Origin of the sequence: Nocardia sputorum, from assembly GCF_027924405.1 — a bacterium.
Lineage (GTDB): Bacteria > Actinomycetota > Actinomycetes > Mycobacteriales > Mycobacteriaceae > Nocardia > Nocardia sputorum.
This window is the reverse complement of the sequence record NZ_AP026978.1, coordinates 855,376-874,002: the sequence shown is the minus strand read 5'-3', so window position 1 is coordinate 874,002 and position 18,627 is coordinate 855,376. Positions and strand designations below refer to the sequence as shown.

Annotated in this window: 20 protein-coding genes; 4 read left to right on the top strand and 16 right to left on the bottom strand. The window is 69.1% G+C overall.

Translation table 11 applies throughout. The annotated features are described in order from the left end of the window. Positions 1–7: 7 nt before the first annotated feature. On the bottom strand, positions 8–1,465 hold the full coding sequence (locus tag QMG86_RS03835) for an MFS transporter (RefSeq protein WP_281877710.1): 1,458 nt from the start codon (positions 1,463–1,465) through the stop codon (positions 8–10). A gap of 71 nt (positions 1,466–1,536) precedes the next feature. On the opposite strand from QMG86_RS03835, the gene QMG86_RS03830 reads away from it, so the two are divergent. Continuing rightward, entirely contained in the window at positions 1,537–2,022 is a 486-nt protein-coding gene (locus QMG86_RS03830; protein ID WP_281877708.1) for a MarR family winged helix-turn-helix transcriptional regulator, read from the top strand. 7 nt (positions 2,023–2,029) lie between these two features. Here the strand turns inward: QMG86_RS03830 and QMG86_RS03825 are convergent, their stop codons facing one another. After that, entirely contained in the window at positions 2,030–2,845 is an 816-nt protein-coding gene (locus tag QMG86_RS03825; RefSeq protein WP_281877707.1) for an AraC family transcriptional regulator, read from the bottom strand. Between the two features lie 65 nt (positions 2,846–2,910). Between QMG86_RS03825 and QMG86_RS03820 the strand changes: the two genes are divergently transcribed. Further along, a complete protein-coding gene (locus QMG86_RS03820) occupies positions 2,911–3,837 on the top strand; it encodes a DMT family transporter (protein WP_281877706.1) in 927 nt (308 codons plus the stop codon). Positions 3,838–3,846: 9 nt separating this feature from the next. Further along, the gene (locus QMG86_RS03815; protein ID WP_281877705.1) at positions 3,847–4,152 is read left to right on the top strand and encodes a hypothetical protein; all 306 of its coding nucleotides are present in this window, start codon (positions 3,847–3,849) and stop codon (positions 4,150–4,152) included. A 3-nt stretch (positions 4,153–4,155) separates the two neighbouring features. Here the strand turns inward: QMG86_RS03815 and QMG86_RS03810 are convergent, their stop codons facing one another. From QMG86_RS03810 to QMG86_RS03755, 12 genes are all read right to left on the bottom strand, one after another. Continuing rightward, positions 4,156–4,374, bottom strand: a complete 219-nt coding sequence (locus QMG86_RS03810; RefSeq protein WP_281877703.1) for a hypothetical protein — start codon at positions 4,372–4,374, stop codon at positions 4,156–4,158. Between the two features lie 176 nt (positions 4,375–4,550). Continuing rightward, positions 4,551–5,135, bottom strand: a complete 585-nt coding sequence (locus QMG86_RS03805; protein ID WP_281877701.1) for an NADPH-dependent FMN reductase — start codon at positions 5,133–5,135, stop codon at positions 4,551–4,553. An 81-nt stretch (positions 5,136–5,216) separates the two neighbouring features. Continuing rightward, on the bottom strand, positions 5,217–5,588 hold the full coding sequence (locus tag QMG86_RS03800; protein WP_281877699.1) for a hypothetical protein: 372 nt from the start codon (positions 5,586–5,588) through the stop codon (positions 5,217–5,219). Between the two features lie 11 nt (positions 5,589–5,599). Continuing rightward, positions 5,600–6,076 (bottom strand): roadblock/LC7 domain-containing protein, encoded by a 477-nt coding sequence (locus QMG86_RS03795; protein WP_281877698.1) that lies wholly within the window; start codon positions 6,074–6,076, stop codon positions 5,600–5,602. Then, a complete protein-coding gene (locus tag QMG86_RS03790) occupies positions 6,073–6,903 on the bottom strand; it encodes a hypothetical protein (protein WP_281877697.1) in 831 nt (276 codons plus the stop codon). Before QMG86_RS03790 ends, QMG86_RS03795 begins: the two co-directional genes overlap by 4 nt. Next, positions 6,893–7,228, bottom strand: coding sequence for a hypothetical protein (locus QMG86_RS03785; protein WP_281877695.1), 336 nt, complete (start codon positions 7,226–7,228; stop codon positions 6,893–6,895). Before QMG86_RS03785 ends, QMG86_RS03790 begins: the two co-directional genes overlap by 11 nt. Before the next feature lie 491 nt (positions 7,229–7,719). Beyond that, the gene (locus tag QMG86_RS03780; protein WP_281877693.1) at positions 7,720–7,941 is read right to left on the bottom strand and encodes a hypothetical protein; all 222 of its coding nucleotides are present in this window, start codon (positions 7,939–7,941) and stop codon (positions 7,720–7,722) included. Positions 7,942–8,117: 176 nt separating this feature from the next. Then, a complete protein-coding gene (locus QMG86_RS03775; RefSeq protein ID WP_281877692.1) occupies positions 8,118–10,067 on the bottom strand; it encodes a vWA domain-containing protein in 1,950 nt (649 codons plus the stop codon). Between the two features lie 25 nt (positions 10,068–10,092). Then, entirely contained in the window at positions 10,093–11,487 is a 1,395-nt protein-coding gene (locus tag QMG86_RS03770) for a sigma 54-interacting transcriptional regulator (protein WP_281877691.1), read from the bottom strand. Positions 11,488–11,619: 132 nt separating this feature from the next. Further along, positions 11,620–13,242, bottom strand: a complete 1,623-nt coding sequence (locus QMG86_RS03765) for a hypothetical protein (RefSeq protein WP_281877690.1) — start codon at positions 13,240–13,242, stop codon at positions 11,620–11,622. Positions 13,243–13,485: 243 nt separating this feature from the next. Next, the gene (locus QMG86_RS03760; RefSeq protein WP_281877689.1) at positions 13,486–14,529 is read right to left on the bottom strand and encodes a transglycosylase SLT domain-containing protein; all 1,044 of its coding nucleotides are present in this window, start codon (positions 14,527–14,529) and stop codon (positions 13,486–13,488) included. 385 nt (positions 14,530–14,914) lie between these two features. Further along, positions 14,915–15,613, bottom strand: a complete 699-nt coding sequence (locus QMG86_RS03755) for a MerR family transcriptional regulator (protein WP_281880759.1) — start codon at positions 15,611–15,613, stop codon at positions 14,915–14,917. 113 nt (positions 15,614–15,726) lie between these two features. Here QMG86_RS03755 and QMG86_RS03750 point away from each other — a divergent pair, with 113 nt between their 5' ends. Then, positions 15,727–16,944, top strand: coding sequence for an erythromycin esterase family protein (locus tag QMG86_RS03750; RefSeq protein ID WP_281877688.1), 1,218 nt, complete (start codon positions 15,727–15,729; stop codon positions 16,942–16,944). 26 nt (positions 16,945–16,970) lie between these two features. Here the strand turns inward: QMG86_RS03750 and QMG86_RS03745 are convergent, their stop codons facing one another. After that, a complete protein-coding gene (locus QMG86_RS03745; protein WP_281877687.1) occupies positions 16,971–18,173 on the bottom strand; it encodes a glycoside hydrolase family 76 protein in 1,203 nt (400 codons plus the stop codon). A 181-nt stretch (positions 18,174–18,354) separates the two neighbouring features. Next, complete coding sequence (locus QMG86_RS03740; protein WP_281877686.1) at positions 18,355–18,600, bottom strand: hypothetical protein; 246 nt, start codon at positions 18,598–18,600, stop codon at positions 18,355–18,357. Positions 18,601–18,627 lie beyond the last annotated feature (27 nt).

Sequence of the window (18,627 nt, the reverse complement as noted above, 5' to 3'; positions counted from 1 at the left end):
GCAGCCGTCAGGAATGCCCGGTGGTAGTCGCCGCGTCGGCGCTCTTGCGCATCGGGATCAATGTGGTCAGGCCGATCGCGACCAGCGCCGCCGCCATCGCGATGAGGAAGGTGGTGTGGAACCCGTCGCGCGAGGGCAGCAGATGGGGACCGAACTGGATGGTCATATGCGCGAGCACCACGCTCATCACCGCCGCCGAGGTCGAGGTGCCGATCGAGCGCATCAACGAGTTCAAGCCGTTCGCCGCCGCCGTTTCGGTGATCGGCACCGCGCCCATGATCAGCGCGGGCATCGCCGCGTAGGCCAGGCCGACACCGCCCGCGACGATCACCGAGGCGAGCATGATCTCCCAGACGCTGTTCATCAACACCACCGCGCACAGGTAACCGACGGCGATCACCGCCGACCCGAGCGCGAGAGTGACCTTGGGCCCGCGGCTCGCCGACAGCCGAGCCGACACCGGCGACAGCAGCATCATCACGAAACCGGTCGGAGCCAGCGCCAACCCGGCACTGATCATGGACAATCCGAAGCCGTACCCGGTCCGCTCCGGCGCCATCAGCAGCTGCGGGAAGGTCAGCGACATGCCGTAGAGCGCGAATCCGACGGCGATCGAGGCCGCGTTGGTGAACAGCACCCGCGGCCGCGCCGAAACCCGCAGATCCACCAGCGGCGAACGCTGCCGCAGTTCGAAAGCACCCCAACCGACGAACACCACCGCCGATGCCGCGAACAGACTCAGGATCGGGGCGCTGCCCCAGCCCCAGTCCGCGCCCTTCGTAATCGCGACGAGCAGCGCCAGAAGCGCCGCCGACAGCCCGATCGCACCCCCGAAGTCGAAGCGGGCGGGCGTGCGCACCGGCGACTCCGGGACGAAGACGAAAACCAGGGCGGCGCAGAGGACGCCGAGCGCGGCGGAAGTCCAGAACAGCACGTGCCAGTTCGCGTTCTGCGCGATGGCCGCCGCGACGGGCAGGCCGATCGCGCCGCCGACGCCGAGCGTGGCGCTCATGATCGCCATCGCCGAACCCACCCGCTCGGCGGGCAGTTCGTCGCGCATGATGCTGATGCCCAGCGGGATCGCGCCGACCGCTGCGCCCTGCAGCGAGCGGCCGACGATCTCCGGCAGCAGCGTGGAGAACGACGCGCAGACCACCGAGCCGGCCACGAGCAGAAGCAGATTCGCGAACAAGACGCGGCGCTTGCCGAACATGTCGCCCAGGCGGCCGCTGATCGGGGTCGCCACCGCGCCCGCCAGCAGCGTGGCCGTCACGACCCAGGAGGCGTTGGACGCGGAGGTGTGCAACAGGACCGGCAGCGACGGAATGATCGGAATCACCAGCGTCTGCATGAGCGAGACGACGACACCGACCATACCGAGCGTCGCGATGAGCAGGGCCGGCGTGGGCCGCCGCCGGTCGCCGGAATGAGAGACGCTCGAGGACGCGTCGGCAGCTACAGTCACATGTGCACGGTACATATGGTGTGTATGCTGCACAATTTGGTATCGACGTGATCCGCGCGACATAGTGAGGTATGTCCGATTCCGGTACCGGCGACGACAGCGCGGCGCTCCAGCGGCTCACCTTCGAACTGTCGCTGCTGTCCAGGCACTTCCCCGCCGCATTGCTCCGGCGTCCCGGCTTCCGGCTCGACCGCTCGGCGTACCTGATCTTGACCCGGCTGGAGCTGGACTACCCGCTGAGCCTGCGCGAGCTGTCCGAAGCGTTCCAACTGGATATTTCCACCATCAACCGCCAGGTGGGAGCCATGCTCAGGCAGGGGTTGGTCGACCGGGTGCCCGACCCGGACGGGGGCATCGCCCGCAAGGTCCGCGCCAGCGCGAAGGGACTGGAAGCACTGGCCGCCGACCGGAGGCAGAGCCGACAGGGCATCGGCGCGGTGGTGGCCGACTGGGCCGAGGCCGACGTCGATCTGTTCGGCAAGCTCATCGAGCGCTTCAACCAGTCGGTCGAGGACAAGGAGCACAACCCTTGGCCGCGCCCGCCCGGCACGGCGTGACGAGCGGTCACGCGGCGGAGTAGACGCCGGGGGTGATGCCGTAGCACCGGCGGAACCAGCGGGTGAGATGTGCTTGGTCGGCGAAACCGGCCGCCGCGGCCGCTTCGGCGACCGGCCTGCCCGCCGCGATCAACCGGCGAGCCGCGCGCAGCCGCAGCAGACGCTGGTAATCGCTCGGCGCGAGACCGTAGTTGGCACGGAAAGCGCGGTACAAGGCGAAGCGGCTGGCGCCGCTCGCTTCCACCAAGTCATCCATCGACAGTGGATCGAGATAACGGTCGTCGAGCACGGCGCGGACGCGGTGGGCGATCGCGGCGCCCGGCTCGGCCGTCGAGCGCGCGAGCGGACGGCGCGCCGCGCGTCGCGCCAACGCCGCGACGGAAGCGGCCAGCGCCTCGTCGGCGGCGAGCTCGGTGGCCGGGCCGGTCAGGGCGGCGCAGAGCCGGCGCAGCGCCGAGGTGAGCACCGGGTCGCGCAGCACCGGCTCCGCGAACAGCGGCAACCCGACCGGACGACCGGCCTGATCGGACAGCAGATCGGTGACCAACTCGGTGCCGATGTGCACGATGGAGTACGTGAAGCCCTCCGCGGTGCTGCTGTGGCCGTTGTGCGGCTCGTCCGGGTTGAACGCCATCACCATGCCCGCCGCGCTGGTCCGCGCGGCGCCGCGGCAATCGAAGCTCTGCGCGCCGAACTCGGTGCAGCCGAACGAATAGGTCTCGTGGCTGTGCGCGTGGTAGACGTGCCGTTCGAAGTGCGCGTGCATCAACTCCACCGGGCGGTTCGGCATTCGCCGGTACCGCACCCACTCACCGTCGGCCACCACCCCATTGTGCGCGCGCACCAGCGTTCAAGACCGCGAGGCCGCCCCTCAGCAGGATCGAATCCGTGCGTATCCGATTGTTGCTCGTTGTGGTCATGGCGTTGTGGGGTAGTGCGTTCGCGTCCTCGAAACTCGCGATCCGGGAAGTGCCGCACGAGGTGGCGGGGTTCCTGCGCTTCCTCCTCGGCGCCGTCGTCCTGCTCGTCGTACTGCGCCTGCCCAGGCTCGCGGCGCGGGACTCCGGGCGGGTGGCGGCGCTCGGGCTGATCGGCGTCTTCGGCTACAACATCCTGTTCTTCCTCGCCCTCGCCCTGGCGCCCGCCGCGGACGGCAGTGTGATCGTGCCGATGGCGGCGCCGGTCATCACCGTCGCCGGCACCGCGGTGCTGACTCGCACCCGGCCGACCGCGACCCGAGCCCTGGGGCTCGCCGTCGCGGTCGGCGGCGGTGTCGTCTTCTTCCTCGGCATCCCCTCCGGCGGCGGTGATCGCCTGCTCGGCGACCTCGTCTTCCTGGGCGCGGCGGCGTGCTGGGCGTGCTACACCATGCTCGGCGCTCCGGTGCTCGCCCGTCTGGCGGCCCCCACGGTGACCGTGTACGCCACGGCCGTCGGCGCTTTGGCGCTCGGCGTGTTCGCGGCGCCACGCATGGCCGACGTGGCCTGGTCCGACCTCGGTGCCGAATTCTGGCTCAACCAGGCCTATCTCGGCGTCCTACCGACCGCGCTCGCGTACGTTCTCTACTATCGCGCCGTCGGCGAGGTGGGCCCGGCGACAGCCGCCTCCGCCATGTTCCTGGTCCCCGCTTTCGGCCTCGCCTGCGCGTGGCTGCTGCTCGGCGAATCCATCGCCCCGGTCCAAGCCCTCGGCGCCGCACTGATGTTCGCCGGAGCGTGGCTCAACACCCGCGACGGCAAGCCGAACGCGGCCACGCCGCCGCCGATCGAACCGGATGCCCGCGATTTGCCCCTCTCCCCGGGATCACGGCGTTAGGCTCGCCGCATGCGAGAGCCACATCGTGCGACGAACACCGCGTGGTGGAACAATTATCTTGTCGCACTGGCCGGTTTACTTCTCGCGGGCGGCATCGCTTTCGCCGCGGTCACCGCAGCCCAGGCGGGCGCCTATTGGCTGGCGATTGCCCTTGGAGTGCTGGCCGTTCCCTTCGCACTCCCCACCGTCGTCCAGATCGTGGGCGAAGTCGTGGTCTACCTGACCCTGATCGGACTCGTCCTGCTCCTGCCGGTACTGATCGTCAGCCCTGCGTCGCGCGAGTGGGGCAAGCAACGCTGGCGGAGCTTGACGTAGCCGCTAGCCGCAGACCTGCCGATGCGCGTTCCGCAACGCGACCGCGAGCGGATCCTGTGACAGGCCGTACGGGTCGATGCTGTTACGCACCACCCAAATGGCGCCGCCCACCACCAGGCACAGCGGAGTAGGCGGCTGCGACGGCGGATTCGCTTGCGCGATCGTCGTCCCCGCTGCCATGAACGAACCGGCGATCACCAACGCCGCGAGCATTGTTCGCATCGTGGAGTCCTTTCGTCGCCGCACAGCGTACGCCGGATGCCACGACGAAACCGCAGAATGCGGCCCTTGCGCATGCCCCGGTGCGCAGATCCGGCCCACCGGACGGCCGAGCCCATCGACTCGGCCGTCCGGCGCCGTCGTGCGTAGAGGCCGTCGGCACGGCAGGCCCGGAAGCGCTATGCGGTATAGGGATACTCGGCGCGGGCCGACCGCAGGGCGCGGCCCCACCAGACCAACTGGCCGAGCAGTTTGTCGGCCGCGACAGCGGGCATCTCCGGGTCCGTCGGCTGTCCCGCGGCATCGAACTGCCTGGCCGCGTCGTGGAAGCTCACCGTGTCACGCACGGTCACCGCGTGCAGTTCGGCGAAGACGTGCCTGAGGTGCTCCACGGCACGCAACCCGCCCGAGATGCCGCCGTAGGAGACGAAACCGACCGGCTTCGCCCGCCATTCGGTGTAGTGCCAGTCGATGGCGTTCTTGACCGCCGCCGGATAACTGTGGTTGTACTCGGGTGTCACCACGACGAAGGCGTCCGCCGCGGCCAGCCGGGGGCCGACGGCTGCCAGCGCCCGCGCCCCCTCGGGCTCGGGACGGTGGGAAAGACGATCCGGCAGGGGCGTTTCGGCCAGATCGACGACGTCGACGGTGACGTCGCCGCGCCGGTCGGCATGTGCGGCGAACCACTCGGCGACGGTCGGGCCGAAGCGACCGGCGCGGGTGCTGCCGACGATCACGGCGAGCTGGATCGGGTGGTCAGGCATGGGAATTCCCTTCGACGCTTTTCGGTACGGAATCAGCGTCGAACGTGAACCATAGTTCAGGTCAAATCGGCTCGCGCACGATCAGACCTCCAGGTCCTCTTCGATCCCCCGCAGGCGGTGCCGGGCCATCGCCAGATTCGCTCGTCCCCGGTCCAACGCGAGGTAGAGGAACAGCCCCTTGGACTTGCGGCCGGTCATCGGCCGGATGATGTGGTACTGCCCTGACAACGTGATGAGGATGTCCTCGATGTCCTCCTTGAGCCCCAGCTGGTCCATGGTCCGCATCTTCGCGCGCACCACCTCGGTGTTGCCCGCCCCCGCGACCTGGAGGTCCAGCGACTTGGAACTGCCGAGCATGCCCAGCGCCATGCCGCTGTTGTAGTCGACCACGGCGGCGCCGATCGCGCCGTCGATCACCATCATGTCTTTGAGGGCCAGATCCATATTGGACATATGTGTTCCTTTCAGTGGGTTTTCGCTGCCTGTCGGCTCTCTGCGTCGGTTGTCACCGGCGTCAGCAAATCGGCGATCGCACGGGCCGCCGGACGGGATTCCAAATGCAGCCGGCCGATGTTCACCTCGGGTGCGGCCAGGACGGTCAGTGAGGTCCAGCCCGCCGCGTAGATGACCACGTGCCCTCCGGTGCCGTGCACCACCACTTCGCTGAACCCGCCGCCGTGCGCGGTGGTGGCCAGCCGATGGGACAGCGACAGTTGCGAGGCGGCCATGGCGGCCATCCCGTTGGGCTCGATCTGCGGGGGTAGATCGTGGGCGACGAGCAGCCCGTCGTTGGAGGCCACGAGCGCGCCGGTGAGCCGCGGGACGCGATCGCGCAGTGCCTTCAACTCCGTGAGCACCGCCGCGTTCGGTTCGGGTCCGGACATCCCCACCTTTGTCAACCTTCCCATCAAATCGCCGAGCAGTTTCTTCCGCGCGGTCACGCGAGCTCCTCCAAAGCCGCTTGCAGGCGGACGAGCAGGTCCCGGTCCGGCGGCTCCAAACGTCCGGCGGGGGCCGGCGGGGCCGAGTGCCTGCCCCGGCGCCTGGGAAGCCGGCCCGGCGCGGCGGTCACGGGCGCGACCGCCGGGGGTTCGGCGACCAGCGACGCGAGCGCGGACGACCGGGCCGCCACGGGAACCGACGCCGCGGCGGGTGGCTCGATCAGCCCCGCCGCGGTCAAATCCCGCACCGCCACCAGACATCCGTAGGTGGTGCGGCCGAGTTCGCGGCCGATCCCCGCGACACTGCGCCGGGCGTCGGCGGCGGCCAGCACTTCGGCCTGCCCGCCGGTGAGTACCAGACGTCTGCGCCGCACCCGGCGGACCGGCACCACCGGGACGCGATCGACCAGATCGGCGGGCCACGGCCCGGACTCGGGATCGCCGCGCCGCGCACACTCCTGCACGAGCACCCGGGGCGTGATGTGGCAGACCGGGGCCAGCCAGTGCGGCGGGGCCGGGCGGAACTCCGGGACGGCTGGCGAGGCCAGCAGGAAGTAGGCGGCATCGAAAACCGACAGCATGGCCAGGGTCTCCAGCCTTGGCCGCCCCAGCACACGACCGGGATCCCCCGCATCGGCGCGCCGCCAGTCCTCCGCGGTCGCCACGCCCGCCTCGACGACCAGCCGGTCCAGCCCCGTCGTGCGGCGGCAGTCGGCGGAGACGATCGCGCCTTCGGCGAGATGAAACGCACCGTCGCCCGCGCGCAGCACGCCCGTACTTCCTTCCTTCTCCAGCCGCCGCAATTCGACCGCGAGTTCAGGACTCATGCGCGTCCTCGGCCAATTCGTCGAGAATTGCGTGCAGCTGGAATCGCGCCATCGCGAGATTTCCGGCGTCCTCGTCGAACAGCACATGCACGAAAAGCCGCCCGTCGAAGTCGCCGTTCACCAGGTTCAGCAGGTGATATCCGCGGGTCCCGCAGACGATGATCTCGGTGACGTCGTCACCGTCGCCGCCGCTGGACAAGGCCGGGCAGGCCAGCACCGCGCGCACGACATCCGTTGTGGCGGCGGCATCTTCGTGCTCGTCCACCACTTCGTGCCTGCCGTCCGCGGCGATCGCCAGACCGCTCGCACCATCCACCAACGTCACACTGCGCGCACCCGGAATATCCATGATGCGTTTCAGACAGCCGTCGATACCGATCACGCGCCACCACTTGTCATGGGAGGGGTTTACGGGTTCCAGACGCTACACACGGGCACGGTGCGGTGTACAGCAAATCGGGGAGAAATTTCCGGTAAAAATGATTCTCCCTGGCAGCGCGAAATAAATACCTTCCGGTATTCAAACCTGCTGGTATTCAATACCCTTCGGTTTCCGTTGCCGACACCCCGAGAATGCCACAATAAATCCTCGATACGGCCGCTCGAGTGCTCCCGTGCCACTTTCGCGACACTCCTGCGACTGCGCACGCACGCACGTGTGTCGCGGGAACGGCACCACCGCACGGACTTTTCCGCCGTGCGCGGTGCACGAGGACACACGAGATTCGCGAGATCCGCACGGGCGGCAGTGATCTCGCAGCAATTACCGGACCGGAGCGAAGCCGCGCCGGTGGATGCGGCACCGGATGACGAAAATCAGCCGCCGGTGAGGCCGGTGGAGATCTTGACCACGACCTTGTCGCCGGTCACCTCCTGCACCGTGACGGTGCTCCCGTCGGCGGACCGGGTCTCCCCCACCGGGACCGTGACTTCTTGACCGCCCACCGACAGCGTGACCAGATTGCCGTTCACCGAAATCAGTTTCGCTTCGATACCCAGGATGCTCGCTTTCGCGTCCACGCCCCGGGCGAAGGTCACCGTGCAGCCGCTAACGGCGCAATCGGTTTTCGAACCGGGACCTTCCGCCGTGCAGGCAGCCACGCCCAGCGGAGTCACCAAGGCGAACAAGGACACTGCGACGAGCCGACGAAAAACCACACGCTCAGTGTAGGGCCGACCGGCCGCGCCGTCGGACGTCTTTACGGCCCCGGCGTTCAGCCCCGGCCGCGCAGGTAGTCGCTCACCACGGCGGCGCCGAGACCGTCCAGATCGGGCGCCACCACGCGGCCGCCGCTGCGGCGGGCCATCAGGTCGACGAACGCGGCCAGTCGCGGGTCCTCGCCGAGCATGAAGACCGTCACCGACGCGCCCAGCTTGGCCAAGGCGTCGACCTGGGCCATCGTGACGGCCAGCGTGCGCTGCGCCGGCGGCCAGTTGAAGTACGTCTCCCCGTCCGGCTCCAAGTGGGCGGTCGGCTCACCGTCGGTGACGACGAGTACGACCGGCACCGCGTCCGGATGCCTGCGCAGGTGCCCCGCCGCGAGCAGCAGCGCGTGATGCAGGTTGGTGCCCTGCTCCCAGACGCCTTCCAGCGCGGTCAGTTCACCGATGCCGACGGTCGTCGCGTGCCTGCCGAAGGTGATCACGCTCAGCGCGTCGGAGCGGAACCGGGTACCGATCAAGTGGTGCAGCGCGAGGGCGGTGCGCTTCATCGGCACCCACCTGCCGTCTTGCACCATCGACCAAGACGTGTCCACGCACAGCGCCACCGCGGCCCTGGACCGCTGCTCGGTCTCCATGATCTCGACATCGGCGACGTCCAGCCGCACCCGGCGATCCCCCGCCGACGCCGACCGCAGCACGGCGTTGCGCACGGTCCGCGACACGTCCCACGGTTCGGTGTCGCCGAATCGCCAGGCGCGGGAGCCGCCCGTCGGCTCGCCCGCCGCACCGGCCATGGCCGTATCCCGTTCACCGCGCCGGGATCGCAAGCGCCCGACGATGTCTCGCAACGCCGTCTCACCGAGCCGCCGCAAAGCCTTGGGCGTCAACCGCAGTGAGCCGTCCTGGCCCCGTTCGAAGACGCCCTGTCTACGTAATTCGCGCTCCAGTTCGGCCAGGCGAGCCGCGTCCACGCGCGCGTCCGCGCCGAGATGGCGCGCCAATGCGTCCAGGTCGATGTCCTCCAGCCGGGCGCCGGCATAGGACTGGCCGAGTTGTTCCGCGAGCGCGTCGAGTTCGGCGAGGTCCTGCAGGGCTTGCGCGCCTTCGCCGAGCCCGAGCGGATCCTCACCGCGGAACCTCTGCCGGGAGTTCCAGTCCTCGCCGGGACGCAGCGCGCGCAGGTTCGCGTCCAGCGCGGCGACTTGCTGGGCGATGCCCGGATCGCCGAACGCCTGGCCGATCAGCTCCGACAGCTCCGCGCGCTGCTGCTCGGACATCGAATTCATCATGCGTTGCGCGGCGGCGGCACGAGCGGCGAGCGCGTCGATCAATTCCTCGGTGTCGCGCGGGTTCTCCGGGAAGAATTCGCCGTGCTCGGCCATGAACCCGGCGAAGCGCTGCTCGGTGTTCTCGCCCCTGGCGTGGGCGGCGAGCAGGTCGTTCAGGTCGGACATCATCCGCCGGACCCGCTCGACGTCCTGCGCAGTGGTGTTCCGCAAGGCTTGTTTCATGCCCTGGAAGCGCGATTCCAGCAACTCGCGGCCGAGCAGATCACGAATCTTCCGGTAGTTCTCGCGGCCGGTCTCCGAGCGCCAGGCGTACTCGGCGAGCTCGGTGACGGCGGCGGCCGTGCTCGACGGCAGTGCGTCCAGCTGCGCCTCGGCGAACCTGGCGTCGTCGGAGGGGTCGGGGAACAGAGCGCCGCGCTCGGCCTCCAATGCCTCTTCCAGCAATTCGCGGACCTGCTGCAACGTGCCGTCGAGCCGGTGGGTGCGGGCGATCTCCGCGCGACGCTGCCACAACCGGCGAGTCAGCTCCTCCAGCCCCGGCATGGAGCGGGTGCCGCGTCGCAACAGCTCTTGCAGAGCGTTGCGCGGCGAACTGCCCTCCATCACGTCACGGCCGATGCTGTCCAGCGCTTCCCGCAGGTCGAGCGGGGGCGCCAAGGGATCGGGCCCGTCGTGATAGGGGCCGTAGGAGTAGCGGTCGGGGGTCGTCACGATGCCCTGCCGGGAACAGCGGCGCTCATCGGCCGTACACCGCCAGACCGTCGTCGGAATCCTTCGCGATCTGCCGGGCCAGGTACAGCGCCTCCAAGGCGAACTCGACGGCAGAGGCGATCCGGGGCGGCGGGTCGGCCGCGTCCACGCCGAGCCGTGCGGCCACTTCGTGCAGCACGGGCAGTTCCGGCAGTGCCGAGAGGACTTCCGCGCCGGGCACGCGTTCACCGGTGGTGACCAGATGCCCGTCGCCGACCGCCTCCGCCAGCGGCCGCAGGTTCAGGCCGCCGAGCAGCGCCCGCGCGGTCTCGGAGAACGAGCGACGCAGCAGGTGCGTGAGATGTTCCTGCTCCCGGCCCTCCTCACCGGACTCGAACTCCAGCTTGCCGCGCAACACCGCGGGCACGGATTCGAGGTCGACGGGCCGCGCCACGGCGGGACTCTCCCCGGTGACCGCGGACCTGCGCAAGGCCGCCGCCGCCACCGTCTCGGCCGCGGCGACGGCGAAGCGCGCCGACACCCCCGAGCGCTGGTCGATCGCGGACGACTCGCGCAGTTGCCGGACGAACCGAGCGAGCACCTCGATCAGCGGATCGCCCACCTCGGCCACCAGCTCGGCCTCCTGGCGCACCAGCGCCACCTCGGCCTCGATGCTGAGCGGGTAGTGGGTGCGGATCTCCGCGCCGAACCGGTCCTTCAGCGGCGTGATGATCCGGCCGCGGTTGGTGTAGTCCTCCGGGTTGGCGGTGGCGACGAGCAACACATCCAGCGGCAGCCGCAACAGGTAGCCGCGGACCTGGATATCGCGCTCCTCCATGACATTCAGCAGGGCGACCTGGATGCGTTCGGCCAGGTCGGGCAGTTCGTTGATCGCCACGATGCCGCGATGCGCGCGCGGGACGAGCCCGAAGTGGATGGTCTCGGGATCACCGAGACTGCGCCCTTCGGCCACCTTGACCGGGTCGACGTCACCGATCAGGTCGCCGACGGAGGTGTCGGGCGTGGCGAGCTTCTCGGCGTACCGCTCCGACCGGTGCCGCCACGCGACGGGCAGGTCGTCGCCGAGTTCGGCGGCCAGCCGCCTGCCGGCCGGGCTGATCGGGTCGAGCGGATGTTCGCCCAGTTCGGCGCCTGCGATGACGGGCGTCCATTCGTCCAGCAGGCCGACCAGGGAACGCAGCAGCCGGGTCTTGCCCTGTCCGCGTTCGCCGAGCAGCACGACGTCGTGCCCCGCGAGCAGCGCGCGTTCCAGCTGCGGCACGACCGTCCGGTCGAAACCGACGATCCCGGGCCACGGGTCGCCGCCGGAACTCAGCAGCGCGAGCAGGTTCTCGCGGATCTCGGTCTTCACCCCACGCGGCAGGTAGCCGGCCGAACGCAGCTCGCCCGCGGTGGTGGGCAGGTGTGCGGGAACTTTCACGAATTCGACGCTACGTCCATTCCGCCATCGGGTCGACCGGAAAGCACTACGCCCAAAGCGAAGCGCCGTAGCCGAAGCGCCGCACCGAGGCCGATGCGGTCACGCGCAGCGCCGAACAGTGACGCGCTCGAATCAGCGAACGGTGAGCTGCGGTTGGGCCGCCGCACGCGGTGTGGTCGCGTCGGCGTCGTCGGGTTCGTGCCCGATCGGCGACATACCCGCGGCACCGACCGGTGCGACCTGTTGCATCCGCGCCGGGCGCTCGTCGCCGCCCGTGCCGGGCACGTAATGCTGGGCCATGCCCGCATCGATCGGCTCCAGCGTGCGGACATCCGGTTCGTGGGGCGCAGCGGCGAGCTCCGGGCCCGTGACCTGCGGCCCATCGGCACCATGCGCCATGACCTGGTCCGCCCCGTTCGCCTCGGGAAGCGCCTCGGCGGCCTCGCGTGCGCCGTGCTCGGCGGACGCCTCGGCGACTTCGGGAGCATCGGATTCGGGCGCGGAAACGGGGGTGCCCGGCACCGGCTGCTCGCCCGGCTCCGGCTGCTTGCTGAATCGAATCCGGTAGAGGGTCTGCCGCACCGCCGCCGCCAACCGCGCGTCGAGAACGGCCTCGTCAGCGTTGTCTCCGGCAGCGGGTTGCGCACCCGGCTCGGAGGGCCGCTCGATCACGGGCAGTGGCGTCGTCGCCAACCACAACTCCGTGAGCTCCGGAGCCGGAACAGACATCGCGATCGCGGCCCCGGCGGGCTGCCCGGCAACCGCGGCGCTGTTGTCGTCCTGCGCAGCGGCCTGCCCCGCCACATCCGCGCCCTGCTGCGCCGGTGCGGGCGGTTCGGTCGCGGCCGGTTCGTCGGCGCGGCGTGCGGGCGCCGCCGGCTCCATGAGGATGCTCGGCAGGATCTGGTTCCCGGCCCCGCCGACCTGCGTGAGCGCCGCCAGTCGTTCCTGGAGATCTTCGTGGTCGGGCACGGCGGCGGTCGCTTGCTCGATCGCGCGCCCGTACCGCTCGGCGACGAGCCGATGGGTGACGAGCGCGACGCCGATCATGATCGGCGCGATCGCGTGGATTCCGATTCCGGCCATGTCGCCTGTCCGGAAGTACGGGAACGTGTTCAGCGCGATACTCGCCGTCAACAAGACGCCCTCGACGGTGTAGACCTGCCACAGCCGATCGATCACACCCCACTCGGCGGTATCCCCTGTCGACAGCATCAGCGCGACGAGCACCGCGCTGATCAGGGCTTCCAGGCCGTAGGACAGCCAGAACATCGGGTTGGTCGCACCGCCGGTCGGCGCGATGTTCTGCTGCACGGTGACCGCGGAGAACAGCATCGAGAACGCGACAACACCGGCGAGCAGCCCCAGCACCCGCGGCTTGCGCTGATGCAGCCGAGCTACTTTCGCGTGCGGGCTGCTGCTGTGGCGTTGTTCGCCGATCGCCTGCGCGGCCCGTAGCAGGTCGGCGGCTTCGCGTTCGGCCAGCTCGGCGGCTGTGCGCCGCACCCGCTCGGCGGCGTCGGCGGCCGCCTGGATCCGCGCCCGCTTCTCGTGGCGTTCGTAATCGCGCACCAGCTCGGCCAACTCGCGGGAGGCGGCGAGCTCACGCTCCGACAATGCTTCCAGCAGTGCCGGATCGTCCTGGTGGGCCAACCGCTCATGCGCGATCTGCACCCGGTCCGGCAGCGCACCGGCCACCAGATCATCCACCGGCGGCACCCCAGTGGGCGCGTGGGTCGTGAAACGACGGAACATCAGCAAAGAACCTTTCCGACGATCGAGTGTTCCAGACGCAGCGCGCCATAGCTGCCCCGGCCGTCGACCACTTCCGCCGAACCGGACGACCGACCCGGCTGAGACCGAAAAGATAACCCGTCATCGAATTCCGTTCGACCCGACGAGCAAACGAGACCGAACGGAGTACACCGGCGGACATCGGGAGGAACCACCCAGGACAGAACTCGGACACGACGCGGACCAGCGGCCGGCGTTCCGCGCTCAGTAGCCTTTCGGCGAACGGTTGGGATCCGCCTGCTGAACCTTCGCTTGCAGGTCGTGGCCGTCGCGGGAGACGCCGTACCGTTCCATGACATAGTTCATACTGGCGGCGACGTTGGCCACCGGATCGTGGATGTTGCTGGATGTTCCCGCCACGTGATAGGCCTGGAAGGTGCCGGGAATGGTCTGGGTAAGTCCCCTGGACGCCCGCCCGGCGGCGGCGTTGCTGTCCCAGTTGTTGACGGCGTTGGGGTTTCCGTTGGATTCCCGTTCGATCAGGACCTGGTAGCCGCGCTTCCAGTACTCGCGGGCCACCGGATCGGTGATGCCGAGCGCGTCCAGCGCGCCCTCGATGGCGGCGTCGACCGAGACGTTGCCCTGGTAGCGGGCGTAATCGGCGGTCGTCGCGGCGGGGACGAACCCCGGGCCGGGTGAATAGCTGCGCTGCATGTAGTTGCTCGGCACGTAGTTGCTCGGCATAGGGCTGCTACCCGCGGACGTCGGGGTGTACGTCGGAGCGGAGCCGTTGATGGTGTTCGCGTGAGTCTGAACCTTGTCGTTCGCTTTCTCGATCTCGTCGTTCACCTTGTCCACCGTCCTCAGCACGGTGTTCTCCAGCCTCGTCTGGAGATCCAGGTCGATGAATTCTTTACCCGGACTCGGCTTCGGAACGTTGCGCAGGGCTTCCTGTAGATCTTCGACATGCTGTTTGACAGCCGCGAAAGCGCCGCTGGAGATGTCGTAGGTGCCGTAGGCGGAAAAGTCGACGCTGGCGTCCTGCTTGTGAATCTCGGCCTTGAGGTTGTCGAACTCGCGCACCCGGCCGGAGTAGCCCTCGGCCATGGCGGACTTGTCCTCGTCGCCGGTGATCAACTTCTCGTCGCGCAGCAGCTTCAGCAGATCCGGAGCCTGCGACGGCGTACCTGTCGCCAACAGATCCGCGGAGGTCTGAATACCCTCCTGCACAGCCGCGAGGAACTCCGGAAAGCCGGGACGCACGCCGGCGGGCGGGTCGAGCTTCACCACCCAGCGCTCGGGACTCATCGCAGCACCCCCACCCGGGCCGGCCGCGGATCTGCGAACAACATCATCACCTCACGCCTGACAACCCTCATCAGGCCACGCGCGGCCTGCCACTACGACACCACCGAGTATCGCGCAACGGAGAATCGCCCATTCCCGACATTGGGAGGGCACCCTCGGCCGACGCCGGTCATGCCAGAGCGCGGCCTTGCAGCCTCCCGCCAACCTTTTTCGTCGCCGATGACACGGATCGGCTGCCGATGATCAGACGTGAGGAATTGCCTGCGGCCAATACTCGACGGAATATTCGGAATCGACCGCCGATATGCCGATTCGCCAGCCTGTATATCGGTTGACCCGAATACCCATCCGTGACGAGCCGCGCACCGGCAGCCTGCGTCGCCGGTTACTTCCGCTGATCGAGCATGGTGAGGTAGGTATCGAGCTGGGCCGCTCCGGCGAGCAGGTTGCGGCTGCGGGCGGTCAGCCGGTCCTGCCAGACGTCGAGGAAGGCGCTCAACGCCTCCGCCCCGCCCGCCTCGCGCAGCGACGCGATGAACTGCGCGACCTGGGACAGCAGGTAGCCACCCCGGCGCAACTGTCGTGCGATCTCCGCGTCGCGTACGCAATCCGGCCCGTATCGGCGGTAACCCGTTGCCCGTTCGCGCTCGGGGCGCAGAATGCCCTGAGTCTCCCAGGTGCGCAATGTCGCTGGATGCACGCCGAGTCGGCGCGCGAGTTCCCCTACGGTCAGCGGTCCACCGTGAACAGGGGCCGGCATCGCGGTGGACAGGCCGGCCAAGGCGGTTGCGACCTCGGTGCGGGTGTCGCGCTCGGCGAGCAGCTCCACGTGCGCGGCGTCGATGAGCCGGTAGGCGGACTCGAGGTCGCCCCGGTTGGCCGCGCGCATGATTTCCATCGCCCGCTGGTGCCCGTGGCCACCGCGCAACGCGAGAAAGGCGCGTAGGGCCTGTGCGTGCAGGGGCGTATAGCGCCGGTAACCGGTCTCGCTGCGCTCGGTCGGCGGGAGGATTCCTGCGTCGTCATAGTTGCGGATCGCCTGTGCGGACAATCCGTGTTCCCGGGCGAGGTCGATGGGCCGCAGCTTGCACCTCCGATTGAGGCTTTGCTCTCTTGGTTGCAGGTAGTAATCGCAAAAGTTTCACTCGAATGTTCAACGATACTGTCGAGGGCAGTGCCTTTCGGGAAGGGATCTTCATGTCCACTGCCGCATCACCGCGTGCCATCGGCCGCCAACTCGACGACCCGGCGAGCCTCGGCCGTGCCCTCGATGAACTGCTCGCCACACGGACGGAGCCGCCTGCGCTGCTCGCCCTCGGTGAGCCGACCCACGGGATCGAGGCTTTCCCGTTGCTGCGCAACGAAATCCTCCGTCATCTCGTCGAACGGGGGTACCGTTCGATCGCGCTGGAGACGGACGTATTCGCCGCGTCGATTGTCGACGACTACGTGGCGGGGGCACCGGCGCAGATCGACACGGTGCTCGCGACCGGATTCAGCCACGGGTTCGGCGCCGTGCCGGGCAACCGCGAACTCGTCGAATGGCTCCGCGCGCACAATGCCGGCCGCGCGCCGCGGGATCGGGTTCGCTTCTACGGCTTCGACGCGCCGGTGGAGTACTCCGGTGCGCCGAGTCCGCGATACGCGCTGTCCTCGGCCATCGACTACCTCCCCGAGCCGCTGCGGCCCGCCTCGGCCCGCGACCTCGACGCGCTGCTCGGCGAGGACGCGGACTGGACGAACCAGGCGGCCATGTTCGACCCGGCAGCGTCCGTCGGCGACTCCGACCGCGCTCGCGCCCTGCGCATCGTCGCCGACGACGTCGCCAGTGCGCTGCGCCGCGCGGCGCCGCGCCTGCGTCTGGCGGACCCGACCGGCTACGACCAGGCCGCCGCTCACGCGCGCACCGCCATGGGGCTGCTGCGCTATCACGCGGCGATGGCGAGTCAAGCACCCGACCGCATCGCGACCTTGCTCAGCCTGCGCGCCGAGATGATGGCCGACAACCTGCTCGCGATCGTCGCCCAGGAGCGGCGACGCGGGCCCACCCTGGTGTTCGCGCACAACACGCATCTGCAACGTGCGCGGTCCGACATGTCGGTCGGCGAGGACGAGGTGAACTGGTGCGGCGCAGGCGCACTCGTCGGGCTTACCCTCGGCGACCGCTACATGTTCCTGGCGACTGACGCCAGCCCCGACAGCGATCCGGACACTCTCCAGCGCGTCTTGGCCGAGGCGACCACCCGCCGCGCCCTGTTCCCGGCACCGGCCCTGCGCGCCGCGCTTCCTCCGTCGATCGGCACCAGCACACCGATCGTGCGCGGTCACATCCCGCTCGAGCCGGCAGACCTGGAGGGCGCCGACGCGGTCATCTTCATCGCCGACACCGACGGAAAACAGCATCAGTACTGGTAACAGGGCGGTCTCCCGCCGCTGCGGGCTCAGTGTCCGGCGGCGCCGAGCTGGTGATCCGCTTCGAGCAACATCCACCCGCTCAGCTGTACCGAGAGATCGCGGCTCGAGTTCGCCGGTGAAACGGCGGAGGAGGGCGTGAGCTGCGGGAAGGTCCCCGGATGCTCCGGCACCGCGACCGGGCGGGACCAGTCGATCCCGAACAGCGGTAACCCGTCCACTTCGGCGCGGTGCTTCCAGGCCGCCCGCGCGGAAGCGTGCACGATATCCGCGGCGGTGGTGTCACCCAAAGCCAGCGCGGCCTCCGCGAGATATCGGGCGAGGATGCCCATGAACAGCCCGGAGTCGTCCCCGGAGGCCGCGGCGATCACCCCTGCGTTCGTGAGCCCGTCCCCCGCCGCGGCGACGAGGGCGGCCACGCGCCGGTGATGGGTCGATTCATTCGTGCGCACCGCCAGCTCGGTTTCCAGCCCGATGGCCACGCCCTGGCAGTAGGTGTGGACGGTCCGGTCCACCCGTCCGCCGGGTTCGTGCAGACCGTCGAGGATCAGGCCGCTGCCGGCGTCACGCAATCGGGTGTACAGGAAATCGGCAAGTCGCCGGGCGCGGGACAGCTCGCCCAACCGCGCCAGAGCGATACCCGTCGGACCGATCGCGGGGGTGTTGTAGTACTCGTCGCCGGACCGCCACGGCACCGCGCCGACGACCGGGTTCCAGCCATCGATCAAGCCGGCTCGCAGCTCGCCGACAGCGTCGCCGAACCGGACACCGAGCAGCCGGTCGGCGCGTTCGAGCGCCAGCGCCAGCCACGACATATCGTCGTAGTACCGGTTGGTCCAGCCGGTGAGGTTGCGTGTCCGGATACCGCGCGCGAGGGCGACGACCCGATCTATGCGTGCGGGGGTGCGGGCGCGGTACGCGGCGTCCACCGCACAGTCCAGCAGGTGGGCTTGCCACCAGTAACACCATCGCAGGAACGACTGATCCAGCACCGACGCAGGCCAGACGAGCGTGCCCAGCCGCATGTGCGGCTGACCCCACAGCGTGCGCAGATGCCGCCGCACGATCGCCTGTTCGGCCAGGTCCGCCCGCTTCCCGGGCTCCTCGGGCCCGGCGGAGATCTTCCGTGTGATCGGCACCGCCTGCGTCGGCGGCGCCATCGCGGTGACTGCGATCGAGGCTCCGGCCGTCAACAGCACACGCCGGCTGATCCCCTTGTTCCGGCGATCCATCCGCTCGGACTCCCTTTACTGAACGACTGTTACTCGGGCGGGAAACCGTGCAACTAGATCCTATCCCGCGACGACCGCTACGGCGCGGCGTCGACCGGTTGCAGGAGTCACCTGCCGGGCATGCCTCCTGCTGCCCGAGCTCGGGCATCGGCGCTCCAGGTAGCGCGGCGAAGAATCGAGGTCAAGGACACCACCTATCGATCACAGCCGTAATCGGCCATCGAGCCTCCACGTCGTCGACATCGAAGACGACATCGGCCCGCCGCATCACCCGCTCGATGTGACCGTCCAGATGGGCGCGCCCCGGCACGATGACCGCTTCCGCCCCAGTGCGCTCGATCTGATCGAGCAATAAGCCGACCGGGTCCTCCGTCTTCGCCGACAGCGCAATTGTTTTGCACAGGTCGTAGCCGAGCCGCTTGGCCAAGCTACGCATCGTCGTCTCCAACCATTT

Coding starts and splice junctions, on each gene's coding strand:
- QMG86_RS03815 (WP_281877705.1), top strand. CDS start 3,847: ATGCGAGAGCCACATCGTGCGACGAACACCGCGTGGTGGAACAATTAT.
- QMG86_RS03830 (WP_281877708.1), top strand. CDS start 1,537: ATGTCCGATTCCGGTACCGGCGACGACAGCGCGGCGCTCCAGCGGCTC.
- QMG86_RS03760 (WP_281877689.1), bottom strand. CDS start 14,529: ATGAGTCCCGAGCGCTGGGTGGTGAAGCTCGACCCGCCCGCCGGCGTG.
- QMG86_RS03745 (WP_281877687.1), bottom strand. CDS start 18,173: ATGGATCGCCGGAACAAGGGGATCAGCCGGCGTGTGCTGTTGACGGCC.
- QMG86_RS03765 (WP_281877690.1), bottom strand. CDS start 13,242: ATGTTCCGTCGTTTCACGACCCACGCGCCCACTGGGGTGCCGCCGGTG.
- QMG86_RS03750 (WP_281877688.1), top strand. CDS start 15,727: ATGTCCACTGCCGCATCACCGCGTGCCATCGGCCGCCAACTCGACGAC.
- QMG86_RS03805 (WP_281877701.1), bottom strand. CDS start 5,135: ATGCCTGACCACCCGATCCAGCTCGCCGTGATCGTCGGCAGCACCCGC.
- QMG86_RS03810 (WP_281877703.1), bottom strand. CDS start 4,374: ATGCGAACAATGCTCGCGGCGTTGGTGATCGCCGGTTCGTTCATGGCA.
- QMG86_RS03800 (WP_281877699.1), bottom strand. CDS start 5,588: ATGTCCAATATGGATCTGGCCCTCAAAGACATGATGGTGATCGACGGC.
- QMG86_RS03790 (WP_281877697.1), bottom strand. CDS start 6,903: ATGAGTCCTGAACTCGCGGTCGAATTGCGGCGGCTGGAGAAGGAAGGA.